This is a genomic window from Methylobacterium sp. R2-1 (assembly GCF_014191355.1).
Lineage (GTDB): Bacteria > Pseudomonadota > Alphaproteobacteria > Rhizobiales > Beijerinckiaceae > Methylobacterium.
In genome coordinates, this window is sequence record NZ_JACHWM010000003.1 from 249,249 (window position 1) to 274,703 (window position 25,455).

The following is a 25,455-nucleotide window of genomic DNA, read 5'->3' on the forward strand; positions in this document are numbered from 1 at the left end:
GAGCCTCGTTTCCGACAAATTAACGCTCCACCCAGCAGATGTCGCCCGCCCCAGACTCAATTTCCAGATCGTTGTCATGATCGTGCGCCGTGCCGTCCGCGTCACCGCCCTGGCCCTGCCGGTCTTCGCTGCGGCAGCCTCGGTCGGCGGCTGCTCGGGCGACGTGAATCCGTTGAAGGCGGCGATGGTCGGTGCGGGCTCCGGCATCAAGCCGGTGGAGACGCCCGACTTCGTGGCGCAGTCCCGCAAAGGCGATGCGACCTACTTGCCGGTCGGCGAATCGGCGCCGCGGCGCCCCATTCGCGCCCGGAATTCGGCCGGGCAGAGCACACTGCAGGCGGAACTCGAAGGCGCGCGCAACCGCAACGAGGCCAAGGGGCGTGCGGCGGAGGGAGCGGCCAAGGATGCCGCCAAGGGGCTCACGCCCAACCCGGTGGAGTGAGGGGGGGCGCTTCACCTTTTGAGCCGGGTATCGAGATTTCGTATCGGCGCGCGAGCGCGTCGATGGTAAACAGACCGACTCCTCACCGCCGACGATTCCTTGCGGGAGGAGGGTTCGCGACACCGGACAGAACGACGCCATGACCGATTTCCACCGCATCAAGCGCCTTCCGCCTTACGTCTTCGAGCAGGTGAACCGGATCAAGGCCGCTGCCCGAGCCCGTGGCGCCGACATCATCGATCTCGGCATGGGCAACCCTGACCTCGACGCCCCGCGCCACGTCATCGAGAAGCTCGTTGAGACCGCCGGCAAACCGCGCACCGACCGTTATTCCGCCTCCAAGGGCATTGCCGGTCTGCGCCGGGCTCAGGCCGGCTACTATCAGCGCCGCTTCGGAGTGAGCCTCAATCCCGAGACGCAGGTGGTGGCGACGCTCGGCTCGAAGGAGGGATTCGCCAACATGGCCCAGGCGATCACGGCGCCGGGCGACGTGGTGCTGGTGCCCAACCCGAGCTACCCGATCCACGCCTTCGGCTTCCTGATGGCGGGCGGGGTCATCCGCTCCGTGCCGGCCGAGCCGACCCCGGCCATGTTCCCGGCGCTCGAGAAGGCCGTGGTCCACTCGATTCCCAAGCCCGTGGCGCTCGTCGTTTGCTATCCCTCGAACCCGACGGCCTACGTCGCAAGCCTCGACTTCTACCGGGACCTCGTCGCCTTCGCGAAGAAGCACGAGCTGATCCTGCTCTCGGATCTCGCCTATGCCGAGGTCTACTTCGACGAGAACAATCCGCCGCCTTCCGTGCTTCAGGTGCCCGGCGCCATCGATTGCACGGTGGAGTTCACCTCGCTGTCGAAGACCTTCTCGATGGCCGGCTGGCGCATGGGCTTTGCGGTCGGTAACGAGCGCCTGCTCGCGGCACTCACGCGGGTGAAGTCCTACCTCGATTACGGTGCCTTCACGCCGATCCAGGTGGCGGCCACCGCCGCGCTTAACGGGCCGGACGACTGCATCAAGGAGATGCGCGCGACCTACAAGAAGCGTCGCGACGCCCTGATCGAATCCTTCGGCAAGGCCGGTTGGAAGCTGCCGACGCCCGAGGCCTCGATGTTTGCGTGGGTGCCGATCCCGGAGAAGTTCCGGGAACTCGGCAGCCTCGAATTCTCCAAGCTGCTGTTGGAGAAGTCCGACGTCGCGGTGGCGCCGGGGATCGGCTTCGGCGAGCACGGCGACGATTACGTCCGGATCGCGCTCGTCGAGAACGAGCAGCGCATCCGGCAGGCGGCGCGCAACGTTCGCCGCTTCTTCGACAACGCCGACCGCACGCTCCACAACGTCGTGCCGATGCAGAAGGCGGTCTGAGCCAGCGCGAGCGATCGGCGAGCCATCCCCGCTGACGGTTGTTGCGGTGGGGCGACAGGGCCGGGCAATCGGCCCTGTTCGCCCGCGCATCGGGGGTGGAAAGCTTGTCAGTGGGCGTCCGCGTACGCAGGGTCTTCTCCCGTTTCGCCGCCGGGCCGTCCCGGCGGGCCGACGTGTTTCGAGGACCCGCATGCGCCGCTTGAAGCTCTTCGCCGCCCTGGCGCTCGCCGGCGCCGCCGCCGGAGCCTGCGCCCCCCACCCGATCGTGGCGCGCGATCCCGTGCCTGCTCCTTCGCCGGAAGAGGCCTATTCCTGTAGTTCGACACCGCTGCCGCTGAACGCCTACAAGTCGGATTGCACGCCCACGGTGCGCGAGCCGCGCGCGGTCCTGCGTTCGAAGGGCTGAGGCTGACGGCGCGCCCGTCAACTCTTCCTTGTCACGTCCCGGGGTTTGATCGCGCCTTCGAGACGCCAGCCCGAGCCGGTCCGATTGCGCTGTGAGCGGTATCGGCTCATTTCCAGTGTCGATGCGCTCTCGTTTCGAGGCAGGATTGCCCTCGGTATGTGAGCCTCTAATGACGGAGCAAGCCTGTGGCCCGTGCCCGCCTCCTCCTTGCCGCCTCGCTTCTCGGGCTCTCCGCCCAGGGGGCCACCGCCCAGAGCCTGCAGGATCGACCCTACGGCGAGGCGCGCGGACCCGTGGTGCATCAAGTCGATCCTGAGAGCGGCCGGTTCCGGGGACCGCCGATCGGCACCGACGGGCAGGATCTTCGCTCCATCGGTGCCGTGCCGGTGCCGACCGTCATGAACGGCGGCAGTTTCGGCCCGACCGGCAACGATTATTTCGGCAACATGCTCATCGCGACGCCTCAGGGACCGCGCCGCGCCTCGGACGGCTACGTCCTGGCTCCTGCCTACAAATCCCCACCGCTGCGCTGAAACGCGCATCGGACGACGAGCCTGGCCGGTGTGATCGGCTGGGCGATACGGCGATGCGCCTGATCCTGGATCACAGTCGGTTTCCGATTCGTGGCACCCTCCCGATCACGTATCGCGCCGTCTCGGCAGGACGTGCCGACCCCAGCCCCGTTCGATCGCACGCCTGATCCCAGTGCCTCCGAAGCAGAATCGGAGGTATCATTGAAGGCGTGTTCCGCCGAAAGCGATGCCGGTACGGTTCGCGAGGGCGTGACGGTGTCGAATTGGAATACACATCAACAGCCGCGCAGTCTTGATCGGCTTCTGCAGGGCTCTGAACGCGGCAATGGGTGTCCGAGGGTTGCTTGCAGCCTACGCCTTCCTCGGCCGCCTCAGCACGCTCCTCTCACTCATTCCCTACGCGAGACGACGACCACAGGTCGCCGACAGCGAGCGTTTTCACGAAAGAAAAGTCCTGTATTTGCGGCTCGATGATGAAGCTCTTCATGCGTCCTGCTTGGCAGGATTGTAGAACGGGCGCAATCATCAATATGATGGCCGACGCTTGGATTTAAAGATTTTATTCGCTTCGAGCTTGAGTGTTCGAACGCAACTCTTCCAGTGGCGCTCTGTTGCTGCGCCTGAAACTTGATGCACCAGCTTGACTCAGCTATCACGCGAACGTGAGCACCTTTGATGGGGTGATGCCTTTCGAGCAGCGATGAAACGATTTTCAATTCCGTCCCATTCGGCCATGAGTTGCGCACCAGTCGTTCGATCGAGCGTGAGCACCCCCATCCGCTCCGATCGAGCCATGTCTCGAAACCGAGTCCGACTTCGCTCCGCGGCCCTGGTCCATCTGCAGCGGGCGTCAATTCGAGCGGCGTTGCGCGAGGCTTGCGAGGTGCGTTTTGTACACGCTGCGTCATGATCTGGATGGTCTGCGTCTGGCATCGCCGGATAGCCCCGATGTCTGGCTGGTGTTCGGAGGCCGTCGGCATAGGGTCGCGAGCCCGGCCGTCTATCAAGCTCTCTTCGCGGGTGCGGACGATCTCGTCTTCAGCGAGGATATTCCGGCGATCATGATGGGCCCGGAATTGAACGATGGCACCTGCCTCGTCCGTCCGACCGGCTCCCACGCGATCTTCCTTGTCACGGGTCGGACGCCGGTGTGGAAATACCACATCCCGACCTTTGAGAGCTTTACCGACTTCGGCTTCAACGAGAGTGCCGTAATCGACGTCCCGGCCTTGCTTATGGAGGCGGTCGAACTCGGGGGCGAACTCACCAGCACCTTCGACCGAACGCGCTCGGCGCAGGACTCGATCCAAGTCCCGATGCAAGCTTCGACGACAGAGGGATAAGTTTGGGCGATCGCAGCGTCACCATCGCGATTCCGGTCCATAACGGCGCGAACTATCTCGGCGAGGCGATCGAGAGCGCCCTCCGGCAGCGGCACGCGGAGACGGAAATCATCGTCGTCGATGACGGCTCGGACGACGACGGCGAGACCTTCGCCATCGCGAGCGCGTTCGGTGATCGGATCCGCTATCTGCACCAATCCCAGAGCGGGGTGGCGGTCGCGCTCAACACTGCCCTTGCGAACGCATCCGGCCGCCTGTTCTCGTGGCTGTCGCACGACGACCTGTTCGAGCCTGGCAAGACCGAAATTCAGGTGCAGATTCTGGAAGCGGTCAACCGGGACGATGTCTGTCTCTTCTCTGATTTGTCGTGGATCGATGCGGCGGGCCGCATCATGGGTGAGCAGCGGCTCGATCAAACCGTGCTGGCGCATAACCCGCGCCTCGCCTTCTACGAGGGACTGATCAACGGCTGTACGATTCTCACTACCCGCGAGCTTCTTCTGCGCGTCGGCGGCTTCGACGCGCGCTATCCGCACACCCAGGATTACCGGATGTGGTGGAGGCTCGCGCGCGAGGCGAATTTCGTCCACGTTCCGCGCTGCCTGCTGCGCTCACGCCTCCATCCGGATCAGGGCTCTCACCGCAGCGTCGCTCTGGCTGAGAACAGTGCCTTTTGGGACGATGTGCTCGACGAAACGAGCGTGCTGGAGGCCGCACTGGTGGACGGAAGCCGGGAACGCTTCCTACGGCGGACCGGCGAGTTCCTGCGCTATCGCAGCCCAAATCGACGTGTCGCCGACCGGGCGGACCAGATGGCGCGGACGAGCGCGGCAGAGACATCGGTCTCGGTGGTCATCGATGTCGGATCCGATGCGGTGGCCGCCCGCCGGGCGATTGCCAGCGTCGAGGCTCAGACACGACGGCCGGATGAGGTGATCCTCGTCGGAGACCACGCAATCCTCGAAGCCCTTGGCCCGGATGGGGCTTGCACGAGGAGGCTGCGACCGACGCCGGAGCGGCGGCTCCCAGCACGCCTTCGTCTCGGACTGCTGGCTTCCCGCGGAGATTACGTCGCCTTCCTGATCAGTCCGGATCTTTTCGTCCCCGAGAAGATCGCGGCACAGGTTGCACGCATGTCGGCCCAAGGTTGCGTCTTCTCGCACAGCTCCTATCGCAGCGGGGGTGAGGCGGTCGCGACTGGCAGCTTCGGTGGGCGCGTCCACCCGGAGATCCTCGGGGATTGCTACATCGAGATCTCGACCGTGATGATCCAGCGGGTCCTGTTCCTCTCCGGTCTCCTGTTCATGAACGACGATGCCCCTCTTGCTTCGAGCTGGATTGAGGTTGCTGCCCGGCACGAAGTGCTTGGTCTGGAGGAGCCGTTGTCCGACATCGAAGCGCCGTGGGCGCAGCGGGAGGCGGAGCCGCTGCTGACATGGCTGCGCGCATCGGCGGAGTATCGCCATCACACTGCGCCGCTCCATCGCCTGGAGATGCGGCTCGCCGGTTCCTTACCATCGAGAAGGTCTGGAGAGGGAGCGGACGACGGTGCATCGGTGACGGCGCAAGTGCCGGCAGGAGGCACCGATGCCGCTGCATGATTTGCTTCAGCGGCTCCGTATCGCCCTCACCGGATCCCCGCCGGAGGATGAGGCCGCAAGCGTCCCGATGGTGCCCGCTGCCGAGTACGACGCCAGCCAAGCGCTGTTGACCGACGCCCAGCGTCAACTCGCCGTGACTGAGGCTGAGTACAATACGACCCGAACGCTGTTGATCGAGACGCAGCGCCGACTTGCGGTGGCCGACCAGCGGATCGCGATCCTTGGGAGCAGCAACCGCACGGCCGCGCGAGCCATTCGTCAATTTCTTCAGGATCGTGAGCAACTCGTCGCTGAACGGGAGGCTGTCGAGGTCCGGCTGTCGATCGCTGTCGGTGAAAGGTCGATTGCCATCGCCGACCAGCAGCGGACGATGATTCTGAACGACCAGCTCTTGTCGACGTTGCGCGACCATGAGGATGCTCGCCAGCATCTCGAGGAAGAGAATCAGCGCTTGCGCCGCCGGTTGACGGAACGAACTGCCTCAGTCGCCGTCGAAGCAGACGATGGCGAGAGATCGGCTGCGGTCTGACGGTCTCGGGGATGTGTCCGGCATCTCCCAAGCCTTCACGATTAGCGGGACAATCCAAGCCGCAAACGTCCGGTGCGGATGAATGGGCCGTCAGAGCCTCATCTTGCAGCGCAGCGATTGCACTGCAGCAATCTAAATCCTGTCATTATCTTGCATCTTGGCCGTTTCGAAAGGTTCTCAACGGCACGAGGCATTTGCGCTGAACGCCGAAGTTTGGCAATCAAGTTCCGCTTCTCCAGGGAGGGCGCCTCAAACCGAGCAACGTCCATGGCCATCCCGGCCAAGCTCGGTAAACCACAATCAAAATCCAAGGACGCACGCATGACCGCACTTTTGCTGATCATCGTGGGCGGGCTCTGCGCCGTTGCCTACGGTGTTGTGACGATCCGTGACGTGATGCGAAGGGATGCGGGCACGCAGCGTATGCAGGAGATTGCAGGCGCCATCGCCGAGGGGGCGCAGGCCTATTTGAGGCGCCAATATGCGACCATCGGCATCGTCGGCCTCGTCCTCTTCGTCCTTCTGGCCTACTTCCTCGGCATCAAGGTCGCCATCGGCTTCCTGATCGGCGCGGTGCTCTCGGGCGCGGCCGGCTTCATCGGAATGAACGTCTCGGTCCGTGCCAACGTCCGCACCGCGCAGGCCGCCACGCAGTCGCTCGGTGGGGGCCTGGAGGTCGCCTTCAAGTCCGGCGCGGTCACCGGCATGCTGGTGGCGGGCCTCGCGCTGCTCGGCGTCGCTCTCTACTATCTGTTCCTCACCCGCGGTGCCGGCCTAGCGCCGGGAAGCCGAGAGGTCATCGACGCTCTCGTGGCATTGGGCTTCGGCGCCTCCCTGATCTCGATCTTCGCCCGCCTCGGCGGCGGCATCTTCACCAAGGGTGCCGATGTCGGCGGCGACCTCGTCGGCAAGGTCGAGGCCGGCATTCCCGAGGATGATCCGCGCAATCCCGCCACCATCGCCGACAACGTCGGCGACAATGTCGGCGATTGCGCCGGCATGGCCGCGGACCTGTTCGAGACCTACGCGGTGACGGTTGTCGCCACCATGGTGCTCGCCGCGATCTTCTTCGCGGGCAACGCGCCCGTGCTCGAAGCGATGATGATCTATCCGCTGGCCATCGGAGCGGCCTGCATCGTCACCTCGATCATCGGCACCTACGCGGTGAAGCTCGGCGCCAACCAGTCGATCATGGGCGCGCTCTACAAGGGCCTGATCGCGGCCGGCGTGCTCTCGATCGTGGCCATCGCCGGCGTGAACCTCGCCATGTTCGGCGGCTTCTCGACCACCTTCACCACGAATACCGGCCTGACCTTCTCCTCGGGCGCCCTGTTCGGATGCGCGGTGCTCGGCCTCGTCATCACCGCGCTGATCGTCGTCATCACCGAGTACTACACCGGCACGAACTTCCGCCCGGTGAAGTCGATCGCCACGGCCTCCGTCACCGGCCACGGCACCAACGTGATCCAGGGGCTCGCGATCTCGCTCGAATCGACCGCGCTGCCGGCCCTCGTCATCGTGGCGGGCATCATCGCGACCTACGCGCTCGCCGGCCTGTTCGGCATCGCTATCGCGGTCACGGCGATGCTGGCGCTTGCGGGCTTCATCGTGGCGCTGGACGCCTTCGGCCCCGTCACCGACAACGCGGGCGGCATCGCCGAGATGGCGGGTCTGCCCCCGGATGTGCGCAAGGCGACCGACGCGCTCGATGCGGTCGGTAACACCACCAAGGCCGTCACCAAGGGTTACGCCATCGGCTCGGCCGGCCTCGGCGCCCTGGTGCTGTTCGCTGCCTACACCTCGGACCTGAACTACTTCATCGCCAATGCCAGCCCCACGCAGTACCGCTTCTTCCAAGGGGTGAGCGTCGATTTCTCGCTCTCCAACCCCTACGTCGTCGTCGGCCTCCTGCTCGGCGGCCTGATCCCGTTCCTGTTCGCGGGCATCGCCATGACGGCAGTGGGCCGCGCGGCTGGCGCGGTGGTCGAGGAGGTGCGGCGCCAGTTCCGGGCCAAGCCCGGCATCATGCAGGGTACCGACCGGCCGGATTACGGCCGCGCGGTGGACATGCTGACCCGGGCGGCGATCAAGGAGATGATCGTCCCCTCGCTCCTGCCGGTGCTGTCGCCGATCGTGATCTTCTTCGTGATCCAGTCGATCGCGGGCAAGTCGCAGGCCTTCGCCACCGTCGGCGCCTCGCTGCTCGGCGTGATCCTGACGGGCCTCTACGTCGCGATCTCGATGACCTCGGGTGGCGGCGCCTGGGACAACGCCAAGAAGTACATCGAGGACGGCCACCACGGCGGCAAGGGCTCGGACGCGCACAAGGCGGCCGTGACCGGCGACACCGTCGGCGACCCCTACAAGGACACGGCGGGCCCCGCCGTGAACCCGGCAATCAAGATCACCAACATCATCGCTCTGCTCCTGCTCGCCGTGCTCGCGCACGCCTGAACCGAGAGGCAACCGCAAAGAAAGAGCCCGCTGCGATCCTCCGCAGCGGGCTCTTTCACGTCCTGTGACTCGGGTCCCTAAGGATCAGTCGCAGTTCTCCTTGGTGACCGTCTTACGGTCGCCCATGTCGTTTTCCTTCGTCACGGTCTTGCTGGAGCAGCCGTCCGAATGCTCCCGCCGCTCGACGGTGGTCGAGGAGTTGCTGGGCGCGCGATCCACCACGACGCGATCCGGAGCGTCGCGCTCGATCACGGTGGTCTGGGCAAGGGCGCCCGAGGCCCCGGCGAGCGTCAGGACCGCGGCGGCAGCGAAAAGGGATTTGCGCATGAAAATCCTCCGATTGGGATCAATCTGCGCCTGTAACGGCGGGCGAACCTGAACCGTTCCAGCAAACTTCAGGTCAGATTTCGCATCGCCAGCCGGTCGACCGAAGATCCAGGATGAGAAGTTGCAAACCGCGCGTCGGTCCGAACTTCCACGCGTTTTTCCCAGTTCGCTCTCTCAGATCCGCTGAGACGCGAGCCTCTCCCCGCCTGCTGAACCGATTCGCTACCATGACGGTATCGAAACCCCGGCCGCCGGCGAGAATGAGACCGTCGACCGGATCATCGCCTCGATGACCCACGAGAGCGAGATCACAGCGGACCGATTCCGGCACGTGGTGCGCGCCTCCCATGCCAAAATCAGCGGCGCCGCCATGGGTGAGCTGGAGATCCTTCCGGATTTGCCGCCGGAACGGGCGCAGGGCCCCGGCGAACTCCTGAAGATCGGATTTCCGCCCAACGCGGCATCGCAATCAAGGTGCTCGGCGTCGAGGGCGACAAGCTGCCCGGCCACGAGGCACCGACCCAGGACTTCGTCCTGGCCACCGTCCGGTCCTCCTCCAGGACGACGCTCCCGGGGCAACGGTTTCGTGAAGGACCCCGGCTGGCCGGGCCGGGGTTCCGACGGTCAATTGCGCTCCGTCCTCTCGCCCGAGGTAGCCCGACCATGACCAGAACCTTCACCGCCCTCGCCGCGGTGCTGCTCACCGGGACGATGGCAAGTCCCCTCCCCGCCCAGGCACAGGAAAAGGCTGCGCTCACCAAGATCGCGAGCTTCGAGCATCAGGTGACCGGCATCACGGTCGCCCGCGACGGACGCATCTTCGTCAACTTCCCGCGCTGGAGCGAGGATGCCCCGGTCTCGGTGGCCGAGTTGAAGGACGGTAAGCCCGTCCCCTACCCCGACGATCAGTGGAACGCGTGGCGCAACGCGCGAGCCGACGAACTCTCGCCGAAGGATCATTTCGTCTGCGTGCAGAGCGTGGTCGCCGACGGACAGGACCGGCTCTGGGTCGTAGACGCCGCGGCCCCCGCCATGGCCCACGTGATCAAGGACGGGCCGAAGCTGGTCGGGATCGACTTGAAGACCAACAAGGTGGTCAAGACGATCCCCTTCGACACCAGCACTGTACTCCAGGCCTCCTACCTCAACGACGTGCGGATCTCGCCGGATGGCAAGACCGCCTACCTCACCGATTCCGGCGCCGAGGGTGCGCTGATCGTCGTTGATCTCGACAGCGGCTCGGCCAAGCGTATCCTCTCGGGCGATCCCTCGACCATGCCCGACAAGTCGGTGACCGTGAGCTACGATGGCAAGCCGCTGCGTCGGCCCGACGGGCGCGGTGTGGAGTTCGCCGCCGACGGCATCGCCCTCGCGAACGATGGCAAGACACTCTACTGGCAGGCGATCAAGGGCAAGACGCTCTACAGCCTGCCGACCGACGCGCTGACCGGCTGGGCGACCGCCTCGCTGGTGCCCGACACGCTCACCGACAAGAGTCTTTCCGGCAAGATCGCGAAGGTCGGCGAGAACGGGGTCGCGGACGGCCTGCTGATCGCCCGCCGCGATGGGCGGATGTACGTGACCTCGCCCCAGGACAACGCGGTGAAGGTGCGCGACCTCTCCGGCGGCAGGGATGGGCTGACGACGCTGGTGCAGGACCCGTCCTTGCGCTGGCCGGACACCTTCGGCGAGGGGCCGGACGGGACTATCTACGTCACCACTTCGCACATCCAGGATTCAGCCGATTACAAGCCCGGCGCGCCGATCAGCCTGCCGACGGAACTCTGGTCCATCAAGCCGTCGCCGGCCGATGCCATCGGCTCGAACGGGGGTGGGCGCGCGACGGGCCGCTGACCGGACCGATCATCCGTCCTGAAGCGCCGCTGGAACGTCGGCACCGATCAGGCGCGCCCGGAGTGGCTGGGCTCGCCCCGTCAGCGTCAGCTCCTGAAGCGTGCCGGGGGCGAGGCCGGCGGCCTCGTAGACGGCTTCCGAGACGATCGCGACCTGCCGCATCGGCCCGGTCAGGCCCTCCAACCGGGCGGCGACGTTGACCGTGTCGCCGAGCACCGTGAACCGTGATTCTGTCTCGTCTCCGAGTTCGCCGACGATAGCCATGCCCGCATGTAAGCCGATGCCGTAGCGCAGGCGCTCACCGAGATCGGCAGAAAGCATGCGATTGAGCTGCTCCACGTGGCGCGCAATGCCGTCGACCGCTTTCAGGGCGTCGCGGGCCGCGTGCTTCGGATCACGATCGAGGCCGAAGATCGCCATCAGCCCGTCGCCGAGATGCTGGTTCACCGAACCGCCCGCCTCGCGCACCGCCCGGCCGACGGCGCCGAGGAAGCGGCCGATGACGAACACAGTGTCGTAGGGCAGGTGCTCCTCGGCGAACCGGGTCGAGCCGCGCAGGTCGGCGAACAGCACGACGACGAACCGCTCCTCGCCGGTCGCGGCCCGTTCCGAATCGGGCCCGGTCGTAGTGCGGGTCTGCGGTGTGAACAGGGGCGCGACGGTGAGGTCGGCCGTCGGCCGGAGCTGGCAGGCGAGCCGGATGCCGGGGCTCGCGCCGATGCGCTCCAAGACGAGGCGCTCCGCCTGCTCCGGCTCCGGTAGGTGGCGGCGGCGCTCCGGGTCGACCACACGGATGCGGCAGGTCGAGCAGCGGCCCCGCCCGCCGCACACGCTCGCATGCGGGATGCGGCCGCGCCGGCTCGCTTCGAGAACGCTGCTGCCCCGTGGCACGCGGACGGTGCGCCCGTCGGGATAGCCGATGCGCACGAAGCCACCCCGTGCCTCGGCAAAGGTGCGGGCGCCGCGGGCCAGCACGACGAGGGCGAGCGCCGCCATGTAGGCCGAGAACAACCCGCGGCGGATCTGGCCCAGCCGCTCGCTCTGCGCCGGCAGGCCGAAATGGTTTGCTCCCAGCTCCTGCGCACGCCAGGCGGGATCGGCAGCGAGCGCCGCCACGCTGCGTCCGCCCTGGACGATACCGAGGAGCGCCAGGGTTGGCACGAGCACCGACCCCGCGAGCAGCCAGGGCGCGACGCGGGGAAAACCGCGCTTCAGCCGGAGCCAGAAAGCGAGGCCGAAGCAGCCGTGCAGCCACGCCACGACGAGACCGACCGCCTGCATCATGCCTTGGCCCGGAGCGGCGACCCAGGTCGCGTAGAGAACCTGGGGATAACCTCGGTCCAGCCCCTCAAGGCTCCAGGCGAGACGGGTGCCGACGACGTGACTGAGGAGCAGCACCGGGACCGCGAGGCCGAGCAGGAGCTGCGCGGTCTCGGCCGGCCGCACCCGGTAGAAGCGCCGCTCGTAGAAGGCGTAAAGCCCGAGAACGAGGTGGATCGCCAGCGCGCCGTAGAGAAGCACCAGGGCCGGCAGCGTGCGCCAGAGCGCGACCTTCACGACGAGCCCGGTTTCCAGCGCGTCGAGGGAGATGTTGCCGAGTGCGTGGCAGAGCAGGTGCGTGAGCACGTAGGCGAACAGCACGAGGCCGCTGCAGAGGCGAAGCCGTCGCACGCTCGGGCGGACGAGCCGGCGCAGGCGGGAGGGGCGGCCATCGCCCGGACGCGCCGCCTGCTCCACCGTCCCCGCTCCCTCGTTCGAAAGACTACTCCCGAGCCTTCATAGCGCGAGCGGATGCGACGACGAAGCCGTGCGACCGCCGGTCGATCAAGGCGGCGCGGTCAGAACCTCTTCCACGGTGACGACCCGCCCCGCTTCGCTGAAGCGGCGCAGCAAGGCCGACTGGCGGAAGCGCAGATCCCCCGTCACCTCACGGCCGAGCCAGGGTGGACGCTCGAAGGCTTGTTCTTCATGCTCAAGTTCCACCTCGGCCAGGATCATACCGGTCAGCGTCCCACCGTAGACATCGACTTCCCAGACCAGTCCGGCATGGGGCACGCAGTGGCGCGTCTTCTCGATGAAGCAGGTGTCGCAGACGAGGCTCAGCATCGATTCCGCGTCGGTGCGTGGGATCTCGTACTCGAATTCTGGCCTTCCAAGGCCGACGCGCTCGCCCTTGACTGTCAGCCACGCCCGGTCCTCGTCGAGCCGCACCCGCACTTTGTTCCCAGTTGAGAACTGCCCGACCAAGCCATCCGTGAGGTGACGGCGAGAGGTGACACCGGCCTGCCAGCCGTCATCGGCCACGAGGAATTTTCGCTCGACCTCGAAACGCATTACCGCGAAAAACTCTGGCGGCGGAAACGTTCCCGCGCCTTCAACCCGGCCGCGTTACGGCAGAGTTTGGTTGCGGGCAATCGGGCATCGCGCAGGACACGGCCGCAACCTGAGCGGACTTAGAACCTGCTTAGATCGATTGACACGGGAGCCAGGTTCGCTTCGACCCTTCTTCCGCAAGTGCCCGGCTCCCGTCGTGACTGGATTCGCCTCAGCGCCAGAAGGGTTTGGTATCGACGAGTTCCTCGTGCGCCTCCGCCGCAGCCTCCAAGAGCGTGCGGGTGCGCGCCTCGATGTCGGCTGCGGTCATTCCAGCGGCGAACAGAGTCGAGGCGCCGACCGACTCGGCCGTCAGATCCCGCATCAGCTCGTCGCCTGTGGCGATGTCGTTGAGCGCGCCGAGATGGTCCTGAAGGTCGGAGAGTGCCTTGCCGAAGGCGGAGTGGCGCTTGGCGGCCTTCTTACCGGGGAAGAGCGCGGCGAAGAACTCGGCGCCGTAGCGCAGCTTCTTCGCGGCGATGCGGACTCGGTGGCGCTCCTCGGGATCGAGTTCGTCGAGATGGCGTCCGCGCCGCTTCACCTGCCGCCGCCGCCGGTCGAGTTCGCGGGCGGCGAAGACGCGGGCCGGCTCCTCGCGCAGGGCGGCGCGTCCGGGGCTCTTGTCGCGCAGCCACGGGCCGGCATTGATCCAGCCGACGAGGTCGAGCAGCAGCATCCGCCACGCATCCGAGCCGAGGAGCGCGGCGATGTCGCGATAGGCTTTCGAGCGCTCGTCCTCGAGCTGGCGCTCCAGGCCGAGCAGGCCGGTCTCGTCCGGATGCCGCTCGCGCTCGGCCGGCAGGATGGTGGCGAGGAAAACGTCGAGGTTGCGCGCCCGCCCTAACGGCTCCGTGACTTCCTTCAACTCAGTCCGGATGCGCACGCCGAGCGGATCGTCCACGAGGTCGCCGAACAGGGAGAAGGCCGAGCGCAGGCGTCGGATCGCGACGCGCATCTGGTGCAGGGCATCGACGTCGCGGCCCTTGAGCAGGATGTCCTCGTTGATGCGCATCTGGCGCAGGCAGGCGTGCGCCACGGCCCGGAAGGCATCGGCCGCGCTCATGTCCTCGCGCAGTGGCACGGGCTCGGCCTTGCGCACCTTCTCGAGCTTGCCCGTGGCCAGGGCATAGCCGCGCTCGGCCTTGCTGCGCACGCCGAGGCGCACCGGTACGAGGTTCGCGACGGCCTGCGCGAGGGCGAACAGGTCGCTCGCCGTCCCATCCTTCAGTTCGAGCTCGACCTCGCAGATCGGCAGGATGCGGTCACCCGCGGCGGGTGCCTCGATCCGGCCCGTATCGAGGGCAACCTCGATGCGCGACTCGCCCTGCTCGATGAGGTAGGTCCGCCGAGTCACACGGGTGATGAAGAGCGGCTCCAGCGCCGCGCCGGCATCGACGTGGCGCGCGAACGGTGTGTCGGCGAGGACCGCCCGGTCGGGTTCGGAGCGCTCGACCGGATGCTCCCATTCCGGCCGGTCGAACAGACCGTCACCCTCGGCCTTGAGGGTCTGGACGAAGCGACCGCCGCTCTCGCGCACCCGCAGCCCGAACTTGGCTGCCAGCAGCTGCCGGTCGGACGTATCGAAGTAGACGGAGGCGAGTTCCGCTTCCCCTTGCACCGCCGCATCCCGCAGGAGCGGATGATCCTGCAGGCTGGCGATGTCGGAAGGCTCGCATTCCAGCTTCAGCTCGATCTCGCGCGGGTCGCTCATGCGGTTTCGTCCTGCTCCTCGTAGGGGTTGTGGCGGATGCGAGTCTGCATCCTGCCGCATTGTCCGAGACAAACACAACGCGGCTCAGCGGGTCATGGATCACGCAGGAGCGCGACGTTCCGGCGACAGAAGTGGGAACAGGATGTCCACCACCTCGGCTATCGAGGGGCGGGCCCGCGTGTCGGCCTGGCAGCAGGCTCGCTCCAGCGCGCGCAACGCGGCGATCCCCTCGGGTTCCTCAGCGCAGCGGTCGAGCAGTTCGCCGAGCAGGATGCCCCAGGCGCGGGTCTCGATGCGCAGCCACGAAGCGCCGGCCTCGCCGCGCGGCAGCAGTGAAGCAGCCCCGAAATCGCTGAGCACCGTCTCGCCGACGCGCCCGTCCCAGAGTGTGTTGTGCGCGTAGAGATCGCCGTGGAGCACGCCGCAATCGTGGAGATGGGCGGCGGCCCGGGCCGCGCCGCCCGCGATGCGCAATGCCGTCTGCGGCGGCAAAGCGAGGTCGGCCGCGTAGACGTCGCGGCTGCAGCTCTCCAGGCTCGGCGGTCCGGCCAGGACCCGCCAATCGTCCGGGATCAGCGGCATCAGGAGCCCCTGCACCCCATCTGGGTGGCCCTCGATCCGGCCGAGGGCACCGGTTAGATGGGGGTGCCGGCCGGCGGCGAGGCAGGCCTCCATCTCGCGCTCGGGCAGCCCGTCGCTGGTCATCCGGCCCTTGAACAGCTTCACCGCGACCGCCTCCACTCCGCCGGATCGACGCCACAGTGCCTGGTGAATCCGTCCCGACGCACCTTCGCCGAGGCACGGGCCGAGATCGAGCGCATCCCAGGGTACGCGCGGCACAAGCGCCGGCCTTGCCTCATCGTCGAGAGGATTGCCGGCCCAGGCGATCCAGGCGAGCCGCGGCATCTCCGTCAGCCAAGCGGGCAACGCCTCGAAGCGGTTGGCCGAGAGGCGCATCAATTCGAGGTTTTGCACGCCCTCAAGCGAGGACGGCAGCGCCTGCAGCCGGTTTCCCGACAGCATCAGCTTCTGCAAGTGCGGGCGCCGACCGAGGGCGTCGGGCAGATGCTCGATCCGGTTGTCGGTCAGCGTGAGCCAGCGCAGGGCCGGGGGCAAGGCCTCGGCCGGAACCTCGCGCAATCCGGTGGCGCGGAAACCGATCTGGCTCAGCGCCGGGCAATCCCCGAGCGCGGGCGGAAGCCGCTCGAAGTGATTGCCGGAGCAGAACAGGACGCTCAGCCGCTTGAGTCGGCCGATGTCGTCCGGAAGTTCGGAGAGGCCGCAGCCGCTGAGATCGAGCAACTCCAATGTGTCGGCGAGGCCGAAGATTTCGGGCGGAAACTCGCTCAGCTGTCCGCTCAGGCGCAGCTCCCGCGCCCCGGCGAGTTCGCCGCGACGGAGGGCGTGCAGCGGAGGCGGCGGTGGGCTGTTCATCGAGATCTCGTGCGTCACTCACGCCGGGATGACGATCTAGCGCTCAGCGATCAAGCCTCTCCACCTGGCCACCATCATGCACTAGAATTTCACTTGATCGGGTTCGAAATACCGGTCAGGTCGACCTCGCCGCCGACCGGCTTGATGCGGCCTTTGATTATACGAGTGTGCTTGTCGATGTCCTCGAGAGGTCCCTGCAACATCTATTTGGGCTTGTCGTTGCTCGCGTTTTCGCTCAGCTGTTGAACGGTGCGAGGCATCTGATCGTTGGCTGATCGGTCATCCGTAAGTTCGAGGCAGCCGTCTTGAAGGCTGCTTGGTACGGGCATGACGTTCCACTCTTCTGAGTGACAGTTCAAACTCAGTCAAACGCGCCGTTCCCGCGCCTGGGTGGCAAGCTGGCGCAGACCCCGGCCCGGTTTCCTGGGACGAATGCCACGGCATGGAGCCCCTCCCGGTCCGTGCTCACATTCGGCGTTTGCGCCTCCGATCATGCGTCTGCCCGGCGCGTCGTAGCCGGGCGTCGCGAACGCCAAGGTGCCATGCTGGCGAACACACCGTCCTGGCGGATCAGCACGTGCAGCAGCGCCGCCCCGAGATGAGTCAGGATGATGCCGAACAGCGTGTAGGCCAGCACGGTGTGGAGCTCGCGTAGCCAAGCGTACAGCATCGGGCTCTGCGGCAGGATCGGTGGCAGCACGAGCGGCCCGGCCAGCGCAACGGGGTAGCGCGCCGCCGACAGCATCGCCCAACCGACGAGCGGCATGGCCAGCATCAGCCCGTAGAGCATGATGTGTGAAGCATGCGCGGCCCGCCGCTGCCACGCGGGCAGATCCGACGGTAGGGGCGGCGGCGGACAGCGCCAGCGGTTCGCGAGCCGCAGGACTGCAAGGAGCAGGATCAGGAGGCCGAGTGGTCGGTGAAGCGCGACCAAGGCGTGGTAGTCGGCGAGCGAGGTCACCATCGCGACGCCGATGAGCAGCATGGCCAGAATCAGTGCCGCCATGCTCCAGTGGAGCAGGCGTGCCGGCGGGTTGAAGCCGATGGGATCCGTCACAGGCCAGGTCCTCGAGTGGTCGTTGCAGGCACGGCGCTGGCGCTCTTCTCCTCGCCAGCTCGGCGAGTGGAGGAGCGGAAATAGGCGGCCGAGCGGGCGCTCAGCAGCGGATCGCCGGACGGTGCGATGCCCTCCGGCAGGACGAGCGGATCGAAGTTGATGTCCCGGCAATTGCCGGCTTCCTCCGGTGCCGCGTCGGTGAGGGTCAGGGTGCCCACATCCACGCGCTCGCGGTCTGCGGGCCAAGGCAGTGTCGCGTCGGCGGTTGCATCACTCGTCTGACCCAGCGTCACGATGAGATGCCAGCGCAACGGTTCCCGCTGAAGCTGCGCGACGAAGTCGTCGAACAAGTAGTTCTTGTCCGTCTGCGATGCCTGCGCGGCGGTCTCTTGCGTCGCCTGCAGCTCCGGTACGAAGGCCCAGCGCACCGGTGTCACATGGCCATCGGCCGCCGTGAACCGGAAGGCGTTCAGGCTCCAGAAGGTGCTGTCGGCGAAACCCGAGGTGATCGTGCGCGCCTTGATCAGGCCAGTGGCCTTTACGCTTTCCGGATGGGCCGCGAAGAACGCCTTCATGCGCTCGGGATCGGGCTTGCCGGTAGCCGGATCCGGCTTGGCGGCGAGCAACTGCTCGTAGAACGCTTCGGGTGTGCGCACCGGAAAGACCGGAATGTTGTTCATGCCCGTGCGCCACTCCTCACCATCAGGCAGCGGGAAGCGCAGGGCGAGGCTGCGCACGGTCGTCCCGGCATCGGCCGCGTACGGCTGCCCGCCTGCCAGTGCGACTCGTCCTGCGACCCGCGTCACGCGCCCCGCCGAGAACACGCTCGCCTTCGAGAGGCGGGCTCCTGTTCCGTTGCTGGCGAAGCTGCCAGCCACGCACAGGCCCTTGGCGTGGTTGCGCCGAAAGCCGAGATGCGGACCGTTCACCTGCTCGAACCGGTCGATGACCAGGGCTGGGGTCAAGGCACCCGGCGACAGCCAGCCGCCCGCATAGGCGAGGCTTCCGGCGGCCCCGGCGAGCACGGTTCCGATGGTGGAGAGGCGCAGCATCAGGGCGCGCGTCGTCATTCCGGGAGGAGCCCCGGTCAGATGGTGCAGCAGGGTCATGGATGCCTCAGGTGTTCGTCGCGGTCGTGCGGCGGATCTCGTTGGCGAGAGTGTGCAGGCCGACCGGATCGCTCGCCCCCACGAGGCTGTAACCCAGCCCGTCCTGGGCCCAGGCGTAACCGGCGGCCGACCCGGACCGGTGCTCGCGCATGGGCACATCGCCCGGTTGCGCCATGGGCCGCATCAGCATGACGAGGCGCGTGCCGTGGTGATCGTCGTACATCAGCAGGCCTGCCGGACCGTGCGGTGTGGCCACGAGGCGCCCGCCCATCAGGCGATAGCCGGAGGAACTCAGGTCCGGCACACCGACACGGCGCTCAAGCCGGGCGGAGAACCAGCGCGCGAGTTCGTCGCTCTCGCTGGCTGCGAGCTCGACTGGGCGCATGTGATCGGGCGCATAGACCGAGTAGTTCGCACTCGCCTCCTGGGCCAAGGCATCGACCCCGATCATCGGCGGGGACAACGTTCCGCGAAGGCCCCAGCCGCCGAGGCCACCGAGCGCGAGCAGCACGGCCGCAGCCGCAGCCTGCCAAGCGGGCAGACGCGGGCGCCGTCGCGCTTCGACGAGATGGGCGAGGTTGAGTTGCGCCGGGACCGGTTCGACTGCCACCGGCGCGAAGACCCCTCGCAAGTCGTTACCGAGTGCGCGCATGCGCTCGACGCGCCGACTGACATCGGGGTGGCAGGCGAGGTAGGCTTCGACCTCGGTCCTGCGCGTTGCTTCCAAGCGCTCGTCGACGAATGCCTGGAGATCGTCCTCGGTGATCGGGCGTACGGTCACTTCACCCTCCTGAGCAGCGGACGCTTGACGGGAGCCACGTTCTCTCCGTCCATGAGATGGATCATCCGGTCGCGCGCACGCGCCAGGCGCGACATCACGGTGCCGATCGGTATGGCGAGAACCTGCGCGGTCTCGGCGTAGGAGAGCCCCTCCACGCTCACGAGCAGGAGCACGCTCCGCTGCTCCTCAGGCAGAGCAGCGAGGGCCGCCGTCAGGTCACGCTGAAGCAGGCCATCATCCTGGCTCGGAGCAACCGCGAGGGTTGCCTCCGGCGCATCATCAACGGGCATGTACGAGCCGCGACGGGCGCGCTGGCGCATCTGGCTGACGGCGAGGTTGTGAAGAATGGCGTAAAGCCATGTGCGCACATCACCGTCGGTGCGGCGCTGATGCCACCGGCTGATGGCGCGCTCCAGACAGTCCTGGACAAGGTCGTCGGCATCGGTCGGGTTGTGCAGGAGGGCGCGGGCATAGCGGCGAAGAGCCGGGATAAGCGGCTCGATGAGGCGGATCATATCGCTCACGGCCAGTCTCCTGACAGACGCGGACTTCGTTTGACTCAGCCACTCGCGGCGGGAGCGCTTGGTGGCCTTTCGGGGACAGAGACGCCGTTTCTCGACGTTTATTCCGGAGCTCGCCGAATTTTTTCGACCGGATGCCGAGAAGTGCACCGAGCGATATCGCAGAAGTTTTTCCGCCCAGTTCGGAATAAAATGTGAAATGCCGCGTCTGTCAGGCCGTAACCGGACCGAGCAAAGTGTTCGACCGGAAAGCCGAGGAACATGACATGCTCAGCATCAAGCACAGCGTTGTTGTCCTGCTCACCGCAGCCGGTACACTTGCCGCAGCCGACATAGGTGCAAGCGCAAAGGTCATCGCACCTGCGCAACCCTGTTCAGCGCTCTGCATATCCTCGTTGTCCTCACCTTTGCCGGTGGGCGTGGTGCCGCGTAGCGAGGACTTCGAGACTGATGCGGACTATGCAAATGCCAAGAACCCGGCTCTGCCGCCCTATGCTCGCGGTCGAGGCCAGGAGACGGGCGGTCCCGCACGAGAGCTGATCTCCAACTGATCCCTGGTGTGATTGCGACTTACTGTTATCAGCCTCGCCGCGAGTCGTTCGCGCCGCTCGCATAACGTGAGCTTGCCCAAAAGGGGGCGGTCACCTCTTGGTGATGTGATCGCCCTCAGGGAGAGACCTGATCCTCGCCCGAAACGATGGCGCAGAATCATCCGATGGAAGCGCTCTGAGAGGACGCTCTCAGGGCGATCTCAGTCAAACGTAATCTGGCGGGTATAGCAGACAGCACCCCTCTTCTGCCCGGTTGAGGAGCTGTCACAATGTCCGCCTTCGTCCCGGATGCTTTAGGTGACCTGTTCTTAGGACGACGTAATCTAATATTTCGTGGAACGCCTGCGTGTTAGTGAACTCGTGGGTTTTATACGGTAGCGCTCTCAAGCCTCAAGTGGGTTGAGGAGCACCCAGAGGCGTGCGATCCTGCCGTCGACGACCTCGGCCACGTCCGTGCCGGTGACCGCGACTGGCCCGCCTTCCGGGCCAGCCTGCCACTGTAGTGAACCCAGGCCATGGTGTCCGACGGCTATGCCGACGGGCTTGAACCGGAACGTCGGCCCGAATTGCTCTAGTAGATTTCCGGCAACCGTAGCGAGGTCGGACCGTCCCTCGACGATGTTGGTCGGCTCGTACATGACCGGCTCGGCCACGAAGAGCTCGTCCAGGGCTGCCGCACGTTTGCCGGCGTCGCGTTCGTTGAAGACGCGCTCCAGGTTGGCTCGCAGCAGCCGGTCATAGTCGGGTTCTGGCGCCAGGTGACCGACGTTTGTGGTCTTAGACATCGGGGTATCTCCCTGTTTGACTGGAACGTAGGGGAAGGTGCGCGGCCTTCCGAACCGAATGGTCAAGCCAAGGACCCGTCATTGGCGGTCAGCGCCGCCCCCGAGAGATGAACCCGGCTTCCGGTCCGCTCAGGAAGGCCACGAGCGCTGCGATTTCCGTGCTCTGACCCATCCGGCCAAGGGCGATGAGCGGGGTGATGACGGCGATCAGATGAGGCGAGCGCCGCCATCGACGTGCAGGGTCTCGCCGTTCATGAATCCGTTGCTCATCAGGAAGACGACTGCCGCGCCGGCCTCTTCGGCCGTACCGAGGCGCCGCTGCGGCAGCTTCTCAGTGAGCGCGGCGACATACTCATCGCGGCGGGCGCCGAGAGTGCGTGCAAGGAGCGGAGTGTCGGTGGTGCCGGGCGAGAGCGAGTTCACCCGCACCGGCGCCAACTCGAGCGCGAGGCCGCGCGCGAACGCCTCCATCGCAGCGGAAGCGGCAGCCAGCACGGCGGTGCCTTGGGCGTTGGGGCGATCCGCCAAGGCGCCGGAGATGAAGGTAACGGAGCCGTCCAGCGCGAGCCGGTCGCCGAGGGTGCGCAGCGTGTGCACCGCAGCCCAGATCCGCTCGTCGAAGGCGCGCTTCAGGTAGTCGACCTCAGCCTCCAGGATCTTGCCGGCCACGAAGGTGCCGGCGAGCAGGACGAGGTGGTCGACCCGCGGTAGGTCGGCGAGCGCCGCGACGATGGTCTCGGAACGGTTGACATCTGCAGCGCGCCACCCAGCGAAGCGGTTCTCGGCCGCGACCCGCTCGGCGCCCTCGGCGTTGAAGCCGACCACGATGACCCTGGCGCCGGCGGCCTTGGCCTGCTGGGCAGCCGCGAGACCGATGCCCGAGGTGCCGCCGAAGATGACCACAGTGCGATCCTGAAGAGTGCTGCTCACGATGATGATCCTTCTCATTGGCGCTGATGCCGCGCCGATGAGAGGGAGGATGGCTCTTGTCCTGCATCTTGATAATCTGGCCGTAGTTCGTTTCACTCATGCCGTCATGGAACAGATCGGCCTCGACCGCCTCACCGGCATCATTGCCTTCGCCCGTTCCGCCTCGCTCGGCAGCTACACGGCCGCCGCGCATTCGCTCGGCATCTCGCCCTCGGCGGTGAGCAAGAGCGTGCAGCGGCTGGAGGAGCGGCTGGGCCTGAGCCTGTTCACCCGCACCACGCGCTCACTGACGCTAACTCCGGAGGGCCGCGACCTGCACGAAAGAGCGCTGCGCCTTCTGCACGAGGCAGAAGCGATCGAGCAGGCCGCGGTCGCAGCGCGCTCCGAGCCGGCCGGCACCCTGAAGGTCACGGCGCCGTTTCCGGTCGGCGTTCACCTGCTCGCCCCGGCGCTGCCGCGGTTCCGCGAGCGCTATCCGAGGCTGTCGGTCGACTTGCGCCTCAGCGACCGCTTCGCGGACCTCATCGAAGAGGGCATCGACGTCGCGATCCGGGTCGGCGAGCTCTCGGACTCACGCCTTATCTCCCGCCGCCTCGCGCCGCACAGGCTCTGTGCCTTCGCGTCGCCGACCTACCTGGAGAAGCGTGGCACTCCGCGGCATCCGGACGACCTCATCCACCACGAATGCGTGAACTTCCGCTTCCAGAGCACGGGCCAAGCCCTGCGCTGGCCATTCCGCGTGGGCGTCCGCACGGTCGAACTCACGCCGAACGCCGGCATCGTCACGGACTTCAGCGATGCCGTCGCGGCGGTGCTGGTGGCTGGCGGCGGGATTGGCATCTCACCGACCTACATCGCCGCGCCGTATGTCGAGCGAGGTATGCTGGCACCGGTGCTGCAAGAGTTTGCGGTCGAGCGATCCGTCATGACGGCGCTGTGGCCAGAGAGCCGGCGCGGTAACCCGAACGTTAAGGCATTCCTGGCTTTCCTCGGTGAGGTATTTCCCTCACCGGCACCTTGGGACACGTTGGTCACCTCAGCGCTCGGAGGCAAGGAGGACGCTCCATCCGGCGCCTAACCGCCCCATCGGGGCATCCCGTGCTGGTGTCGTGGCCGCTGCCCTCAGTTTTGCTTCTTCCTTCCGAGCAGATATCCGGACCAGCATGTGAGAGGACCGGAAGGGGCAGCAGTTCGCATAACGCATCCTCCGTTACACGCACGAACTGCCCTCGGATGGTGCTCTGGCAACGAGAGGGGATGCATCTGGACCAGCCTGGCCTACGTCAAGCCGCCCGAACCATCGAGAGAAACCGGTCAACCTCCGCATTCAGCTGCTCCGATTGCAGCGACAGTTCGGAGGCCGCACCCAGCACCTGACTAGCCGCCGCGCCCGTTTCCTCGGCGGCACTCGCCACACCGGCAATGTTGCCCGTGACCTCGCCCGTTCCTGCGGCCGCTTGGGCAACGTTACGCACGATCTCCTGCGTGGCCGCACCCTGCTCCTCCACCGCCGCGGCGATGGAGGTTGCGACCTCGGCGATCTCACGGATCCGCGTCGAGATCCCGCCAATGGCCTGCACGGCCTGTTCGGTCGAGCCTTGGATATGGCCGATCTGTCGGCCGATCTCGTCCGTGGCCCGTGCCGTCTGGTTTGCCAACTCCTTCACCTCGGCAGCGACGACCGCGAAGCCGCGGCCAGCCTCGCCGGCTCGGGCGGCCTCAATGGTGGCATTCAGGGCCAGCAGGTTTGTTTGGCTGGCAATCGTCGAGATCAACGTCACCACGTCTCCGATCCGAGCCACCGCACCGCTGAGTTCCTGTACCAGAGCCGCCGACCGGCTGGCTTCGCCCACTGCAACATGCGCGAGGCTGGTCGAGCCATCGACCTGCCGGCTGATCTCCCGCACCGAGGCGCCGAGCTCCTCGGCCGCCGCTGCGACGGTGTTGACGTTACTCGCCGCCTCCTCGGCGGCCGCCGCAACCGTCGCCGACTGGGCAGCGGTCTGCGAAGCGGTTGCCGTCATCTGCTGGGCGGTGGCCTGAAGCTCGGTGGCGGAGGACGAGACCATGCCGACGATTCCGCCCACCGCCTGCTCCAAGCGGCCAGCCATATCACGCAACGTTGCCTTGCGTTGCTCTTCCGCCGAAGCGCGTGCGAGCGCCGTTTCCGCCTCCAGCGCCTTCATTCGGATCAGTCCATCCTTGAACACCTCCACGGCCTTGGCCATTTCGCCGACCTCGTCCCGGCGCTTTGCACCGACCACATCCACGTCAAGATTGCCGCTCGCGAGCTGGCGCATCATGCCGGTCATGCCGGTGATCGGGCCGGTGATGCGCCACCGTACGATGACGAAGCCAACCACAGCCAGGATGAGAGCGATCGTGAGCAGGCCGATTTCGCGGGTCAGTCGGTCCACGGCCGCGCTCTGCCGGGTTTCGGCGTGAGTGCGTGCCATGGTCATCACGGCATTCGGAATCGCTGAGAGCGCGTCCAGCCCCTCGTTGCCGAGTCGGTCGAGCTCGTCATTGCCGATGGTTGGAGTCCGCTTGGCTACGGCGTCCTCGTAGGCTGCGGCGCGGACGCGCTCGTAACTTCCGAAGGTGACGGCCTTCGCCGTCTTGGCTAGCGCCACCAGTTCGCCCGGAGCATCGGGCCGTGCAAGAAGCTCATTGAGCACGGACCAGCTCACGAGGGCTCGACCACGCAGATCAGCCATCTTGCGATCTGCTTCTGGTGAGATCTCGCCTTTGCTGCGTACCTCCGCCAGGATCGTGCGCTCCAGCCCGACTCCGTCGCGTGCGAGCCAAGCGGCCTGCTTGACGGCCATCAACTCAGCCGTCGTGGTGTCGACCATCCGGATCGCCTCGCCGAGCGCGACCGACATCTTCTCCAACCTGTCGATCACCTCCGTGGCGGCGGCGTTGTACTCGCGGCTCAGACCCACCCGGCGCTGCTCCAGGGGCAGCGCGAGGGCCGCATCTGCCTCCTTCTGCAGGACGGCGAAGCGCTCGACACTTGCAGGTAGGCCTGCCGCGACCTCAGGTCGGCCGCTGGTGCAATCTACGATCGTGCAAAGTGTGATGACCCGGGCGGTGGCCGGGTCTGCCTTCTGACGCGCTGTCAGAAGCGTGCCGCGGAAGGCGTCGGAGGCGAGCGCCTTCGACTCAAGCGCCACCCGGACGGGACCACGCTGGGTACGTGTATTCTGAAGGGCGGTGAAGACTTCGTAGCCCGCCTCAGCCACCTGCGTAACGGCTGCGCTTTCTCGGAGCTTCTGCGCTTCGCGGTAGATCGGAGTGCCCACGGCGACCACGACAAGAGCGGTCATGGACCCAAAGAGAACCTGTAGGGTC

The 25,455-nt window shown here is 66.5% G+C and carries 23 protein-coding genes; 11 read left to right on the top strand and 12 right to left on the bottom strand.

All coding sequences use genetic code 11. From position 1 onward, the window contains the following. The first annotated feature begins 76 nt into the window (after positions 1-76). From FHU13_RS06040 to FHU13_RS06075, 8 genes are all read left to right on the top strand, one after another. A complete protein-coding gene (locus FHU13_RS06040) occupies positions 77-442 on the top strand; it encodes a hypothetical protein (RefSeq protein ID WP_183434968.1) in 366 nt (121 codons plus the stop codon). 139 nt (positions 443-581) lie between these two features. Continuing rightward, a complete protein-coding gene (locus FHU13_RS06045) occupies positions 582-1,802 on the top strand; it encodes an LL-diaminopimelate aminotransferase (RefSeq protein WP_183434969.1) in 1,221 nt (406 codons plus the stop codon). Positions 1,803-1,992: 190 nt separating this feature from the next. Further along, positions 1,993-2,208 carry a hypothetical protein gene (locus FHU13_RS06050; protein WP_183434970.1) on the top strand — a complete coding sequence of 72 codons (216 nt, stop codon included), beginning with the start codon at positions 1,993-1,995 and terminating at the stop codon, positions 2,206-2,208. A 185-nt stretch (positions 2,209-2,393) separates the two neighbouring features. Next, positions 2,394-2,741: a hypothetical protein gene (locus FHU13_RS06055; RefSeq protein ID WP_183434971.1), complete on the top strand. Its 348-nt coding sequence runs from the start codon at positions 2,394-2,396 to the stop codon at positions 2,739-2,741. 890 nt (positions 2,742-3,631) lie between these two features. After that, on the top strand, positions 3,632-4,084 hold the full coding sequence (locus tag FHU13_RS06060) for a hypothetical protein (protein ID WP_183434972.1): 453 nt from the start codon (positions 3,632-3,634) through the stop codon (positions 4,082-4,084). A 2-nt stretch (positions 4,085-4,086) separates the two neighbouring features. Next, positions 4,087-5,685 carry a glycosyltransferase family 2 protein gene (locus tag FHU13_RS06065; RefSeq protein WP_183434973.1) on the top strand — a complete coding sequence of 533 codons (1,599 nt, stop codon included), beginning with the start codon at positions 4,087-4,089 and terminating at the stop codon, positions 5,683-5,685. Continuing rightward, complete coding sequence (locus FHU13_RS06070; protein WP_183434974.1) at positions 5,672-6,214, top strand: hypothetical protein; 543 nt, start codon at positions 5,672-5,674, stop codon at positions 6,212-6,214. Before FHU13_RS06065 ends, FHU13_RS06070 begins: the two co-directional genes overlap by 14 nt. A 321-nt stretch (positions 6,215-6,535) precedes the next feature. Further along, positions 6,536-8,668 (top strand): sodium-translocating pyrophosphatase, encoded by a 2,133-nt coding sequence (locus tag FHU13_RS06075; RefSeq protein ID WP_183434975.1) that lies wholly within the window; start codon positions 6,536-6,538, stop codon positions 8,666-8,668. Positions 8,669-8,752: 84 nt separating this feature from the next. Here the strand turns inward: FHU13_RS06075 and FHU13_RS06080 are convergent, their stop codons facing one another. Further along, entirely contained in the window at positions 8,753-8,995 is a 243-nt protein-coding gene (locus FHU13_RS06080) for a hypothetical protein (protein WP_183434976.1), read from the bottom strand. A 663-nt stretch (positions 8,996-9,658) separates the two neighbouring features. On the opposite strand from FHU13_RS06080, the gene FHU13_RS06085 reads away from it, so the two are divergent. Then, positions 9,659-10,849: an L-dopachrome tautomerase-related protein gene (locus FHU13_RS06085; RefSeq protein WP_183434977.1), complete on the top strand. Its 1,191-nt coding sequence runs from the start codon at positions 9,659-9,661 to the stop codon at positions 10,847-10,849. A gap of 9 nt (positions 10,850-10,858) precedes the next feature. Here the strand turns inward: FHU13_RS06085 and FHU13_RS06090 are convergent, their stop codons facing one another. From FHU13_RS06090 to FHU13_RS06125, 8 genes are all read right to left on the bottom strand, one after another. Then, positions 10,859-12,586 carry an adenylate/guanylate cyclase domain-containing protein gene (locus FHU13_RS06090; protein WP_183434978.1) on the bottom strand — a complete coding sequence of 576 codons (1,728 nt, stop codon included), beginning with the start codon at positions 12,584-12,586 and terminating at the stop codon, positions 10,859-10,861. 87 nt (positions 12,587-12,673) lie between these two features. Then, a complete protein-coding gene (locus FHU13_RS06095) occupies positions 12,674-13,183 on the bottom strand; it encodes a CYTH domain-containing protein (protein WP_183434979.1) in 510 nt (169 codons plus the stop codon). Between the two features lie 211 nt (positions 13,184-13,394). Next, positions 13,395-14,933 carry a CYTH and CHAD domain-containing protein gene (locus FHU13_RS06100; RefSeq protein WP_183434980.1) on the bottom strand — a complete coding sequence of 513 codons (1,539 nt, stop codon included), beginning with the start codon at positions 14,931-14,933 and terminating at the stop codon, positions 13,395-13,397. A gap of 99 nt (positions 14,934-15,032) precedes the next feature. Next, the gene (locus FHU13_RS06105) at positions 15,033-16,367 is read right to left on the bottom strand and encodes a leucine-rich repeat-containing protein kinase family protein (protein ID WP_183434981.1); all 1,335 of its coding nucleotides are present in this window, start codon (positions 16,365-16,367) and stop codon (positions 15,033-15,035) included. Between the two features lie 490 nt (positions 16,368-16,857). Further along, positions 16,858-17,424, bottom strand: a complete 567-nt coding sequence (locus FHU13_RS06110; protein WP_183434982.1) for a cytochrome b — start codon at positions 17,422-17,424, stop codon at positions 16,858-16,860. Further along, positions 17,421-18,533 (bottom strand): catalase family peroxidase, encoded by a 1,113-nt coding sequence (locus tag FHU13_RS06115; RefSeq protein ID WP_183434983.1) that lies wholly within the window; start codon positions 18,531-18,533, stop codon positions 17,421-17,423. Before FHU13_RS06115 ends, FHU13_RS06110 begins: the two co-directional genes overlap by 4 nt. A 7-nt stretch (positions 18,534-18,540) precedes the next feature. After that, positions 18,541-19,314, bottom strand: a complete 774-nt coding sequence (locus FHU13_RS06120) for an anti-sigma factor family protein (RefSeq protein WP_183434984.1) — start codon at positions 19,312-19,314, stop codon at positions 18,541-18,543. Beyond that, complete coding sequence (locus FHU13_RS06125; protein ID WP_183434985.1) at positions 19,311-19,838, bottom strand: RNA polymerase sigma factor; 528 nt, start codon at positions 19,836-19,838, stop codon at positions 19,311-19,313. Before FHU13_RS06125 ends, FHU13_RS06120 begins: the two co-directional genes overlap by 4 nt. 263 nt (positions 19,839-20,101) lie before the next feature. Here FHU13_RS06125 and FHU13_RS06130 point away from each other — a divergent pair, with 263 nt between their 5' ends. Next, positions 20,102-20,386 carry a hypothetical protein gene (locus FHU13_RS06130; RefSeq protein WP_183434986.1) on the top strand — a complete coding sequence of 95 codons (285 nt, stop codon included), beginning with the start codon at positions 20,102-20,104 and terminating at the stop codon, positions 20,384-20,386. A 383-nt stretch (positions 20,387-20,769) separates the two neighbouring features. Here FHU13_RS06130 and FHU13_RS06135 read toward each other — a convergent pair whose 3' ends face one another. Together FHU13_RS06135 and FHU13_RS06140 are read right to left on the bottom strand one after the other, a co-directional pair. After that, positions 20,770-21,171, bottom strand: coding sequence for a nuclear transport factor 2 family protein (locus FHU13_RS06135; RefSeq protein ID WP_183434987.1), 402 nt, complete (start codon positions 21,169-21,171; stop codon positions 20,770-20,772). Between the two features lie 207 nt (positions 21,172-21,378). Further along, on the bottom strand, positions 21,379-22,101 hold the full coding sequence (locus FHU13_RS06140; RefSeq protein ID WP_312889553.1) for an SDR family oxidoreductase: 723 nt from the start codon (positions 22,099-22,101) through the stop codon (positions 21,379-21,381). 106 nt (positions 22,102-22,207) lie between these two features. Here FHU13_RS06140 and FHU13_RS06145 point away from each other — a divergent pair, with 106 nt between their 5' ends. After that, positions 22,208-23,179, top strand: a complete 972-nt coding sequence (locus tag FHU13_RS06145; RefSeq protein ID WP_183435112.1) for a LysR family transcriptional regulator — start codon at positions 22,208-22,210, stop codon at positions 23,177-23,179. A 205-nt stretch (positions 23,180-23,384) separates the two neighbouring features. Here the strand turns inward: FHU13_RS06145 and FHU13_RS06150 are convergent, their stop codons facing one another. Then, entirely contained in the window at positions 23,385-24,986 is a 1,602-nt protein-coding gene (locus FHU13_RS06150; protein ID WP_246714499.1) for a methyl-accepting chemotaxis protein, read from the bottom strand. Positions 24,987-25,455: the final 469 nt, after the last annotated feature.